We start from the raw sequence: 2868 nt of genomic DNA, 5'->3' as shown, positions 1-2868 counted from the left end.
ATCTGCGCGACCAGCAGCAGCCCCCGGCCGCCCTCGTCGAAGATCCGGGCCGCCGCTGGGACTGGGCGGGCCGCCCTTCGAGGCGGTCGAGACGGAACTGCCCGAGGGCAGCCTGCTGGCGCTGTACGCGGACGGCCCGGCCGAGCCCCACGACCGGGCCATCGGCCGGGCGCTGGACGGGGCGTACGGCACACCGGACGGTCCGGCGCCGTCGCTGGACTCGGTGTGCGACCGGGTCCTCACCGAGCTGTCCGGCCACCGCCCGGGCGACCGCCTCTCCCTGCTGCTGGCCCGTACCCGGGCCCTGCCCGAGGACCGGGTGGCCTGCTGGGAGCTGGACCACGACCCGACCGTCGTCTCCCTGGCCCGCCGGTACGTGGAGGAACAGCTGTCCGCCTGGGACCTCGAGGAGGCCGCGTTCACCACCGAGCTGATCGTCAGCGAACTGGTCACCAACGCCATCCGCTACGGCCGCCCGCCCGTCCGGCTCCGGCTGCTGCGCCCGGGCTCCAGCCTGATCTGCGAAGTCTACGACGCCAGCGGCAGCACCCCGCACATGCGCCGGGCCCGGATCTTCGACGAGGGCGGCCGGGGGCTGCTGCTGGTCGCGCAGATCGCCGAGCGCTGGGGCACCCGGCACGAGCGGACCGGCAAGACGGTGTGGGCGGAGCAGACCCCGGCCGCGCTCTGAGCACGCTCCGGGAAGCGGCCGAGGCCCGGGCCTCCCTCACGGGACCCGGGCCTCGCCCTTCCCGTGGCGCCCGTCACGCCGCCACGGGAACCGACGGCTCCACGCCGTCCGCGGCCGGCGCGAGCGCCAGCTCCAGGACCTGTCGGACATCGGTCACGGTGTGGACGTCGAGCTTGTCCAGCACCTCGGCCGGCACGTCGTCCAGGTCGGGCTCGTTGCGCTTGGGGATGATCACGGTGGTCACCCCGGCGCGGTGGGCGGCGAGCAGCTTCTGCTTCACGCCGCCGATGGGCAGGACACGGCCGGTCAGCGAGACCTCGCCGGTCATCGCCACGTCCGTGCGGACCAGCCGGCCCGACAGCAGCGAGGCGAGGGCCGTGGTCATCGTGATGCCCGCGCTCGGGCCGTCCTTGGGCACCGCGCCCGCCGGGAAGTGGATGTGCACGCCCCGGTCCTTCAGGTCGGCCACCGGCAGCTCCAGTTCGGCGCCGTGGCTGCGCAGGAAGCTCAGCGCGATCCGCGCCGACTCCTTCATCACGTCACCCAGCTGGCCGGTCAGGGTCAGGCCCGCCGCGCCCGTCTCCGGGTCGGCCAGGGACGCCTCCACGTAGAGCACGTCGCCGCCGGCGCCGGTGACCGCGAGACCGGTCGCCACACCGGGCACCGCCGTACGGCGCTCGGCCGGGTCCTGGGCGGACTCGGGCACGTGGTGCGGCCGGCCGATCAGGTCGCGCAGATCACCGTCGGTGACGGTGAACGGCAGCTCCCGCTCGCCCAGTTCGTGCTGGGCGGCGATCTTGCGGAGCAGCCGCGCGATCGAGCGCTCCAGCGTGCGCACGCCCGCCTCGCGCGTGTACTCGCCGGCCAGCTTGCGCAGGGCGCTCTCCTCCAGGGTGACCTCTTCCCGGTTCAGGCCGGCCCGCTCCAGCTGGCGCGGGAGCAGGTGGTCACGGGCGATGACGACCTTCTCGTCCTCGGTGTAGCCGTCCAGCCGGACGATCTCCATCCGGTCGGCGAGGGCCTCCGGGATGGCCTCCAGGACGTTGGCGGTGGCGAGGAAGACCACGTCGGAGAGGTCCAGCTCGACCTCCAGGTAGTGGTCGCGGAAGGTGTGGTTCTGCGCCGGGTCGAGGACTTCGAGCAGGGCGGCGGCCGGGTCGCCCCGGAAGTCGGAGCCCACCTTGTCGATCTCGTCCAGCAGGATCACCGGGTTCATCGACCCGGCCTCCTTGATGGCGCGCACGATCCGGCCGGGCAGCGCGCCGACGTACGTACGGCGGTGGCCGCGGATCTCGGCCTCGTCGCGGACGCCGCCGAGGGCGACCCGGACGAACTTGCGGCCCATCGCGTGCGCGACGGACTCGCCGAGGCTGGTCTTGCCGACGCCGGGCGGGCCGACGAGGGCCAGCACCGCGCCGCCGCGCCGCCCGCCGACGACGCCCAGGCCCCGCTCGGCGCGCCGCTTGCGCACGGCCAGGTACTCGGTGATGCGTTCCTTGACGTCCTCCAGGCCCGCGTGCTCGGCGTCGAGCACGGCCTTGGCGCCCCGGATGTCGTACGCGGAGGCGCTGTCATCGGTGCGCTCGGTCCACGGCATCTCCAGGACGGTGTCCAGCCAGGTGCGGATCCAGGAGCCCTCGGGCGACTGGTCGGAGGCGCGCTCCAGCTTGTCGACCTCCTTCAGGGCGGCCTCGCGGACCTTCTCCGGCAGGTCGGCGGCCTCCACGCGGGCACGGTAGTCGTCGGACTCCTCGCCCTCCTTCTCCCCGTTGAGCTCGCGCAGCTCCTTGCGGACGGCCTCCAGCTGGCGGCGCAGCAGGAACTCGCGCTGCTGCTTGTCGACGCCTTCCTGGACGTCCTTGGCGATCGTCTCGGCCACCTCCTGCTCGGCGAGGTGGTCGCGCAGCTGCTGGGTGGCGAGGCGGAGGCGGGCCACCGGATCGGCGGTCTCCAGCAGTTCGACCTTCTGCTCGGTGGACAGGAAGGGCGAGTAGCCGGAGTTGTCGGCGAGCGCGGAGACGTCGTCGATGGCCTGGACGCGGTCCACGACCTGCCAGGCGCCGCGCTTGCGCAGCCAGCTGGTGGCGAGCGCCTTGTACTCCTTGACCAGTTCGGCGACCTGACCCGGCAGCGGGTCCGGCACGCTCTCCTCGACGCCGGCGCCCTCGACCCAGAGC

Annotated in this window: 2 protein-coding genes; one reads left to right on the top strand and one right to left on the bottom strand. The window is 73.6% G+C overall.

The features are described from left to right. On the top strand, positions 1 to 691 hold a 691-nt coding region (locus tag H5J33_RS29645), incomplete at its 5' end, for an ATP-binding protein (RefSeq protein ID WP_181797878.1). A gap of 73 nt (positions 692 to 764) precedes the next feature. On the opposite strand, the gene lon is transcribed toward H5J33_RS29645, so the two are convergent. Continuing rightward, positions 765 to 2868, bottom strand: a 2104-nt coding sequence (lon, locus tag H5J33_RS29640; protein WP_181797877.1) for an endopeptidase La, incomplete at its 5' end; no start/stop codon positions are given.

Source organism: Streptomyces sp. WELS2 (assembly GCF_013870595.1).
GTDB lineage: Bacteria > Actinomycetota > Actinomycetes > Streptomycetales > Streptomycetaceae > Streptomyces.
Note: the sequence above shows the minus strand (reverse complement) of the source record. Positions and strands in the feature narration are given on the sequence as shown.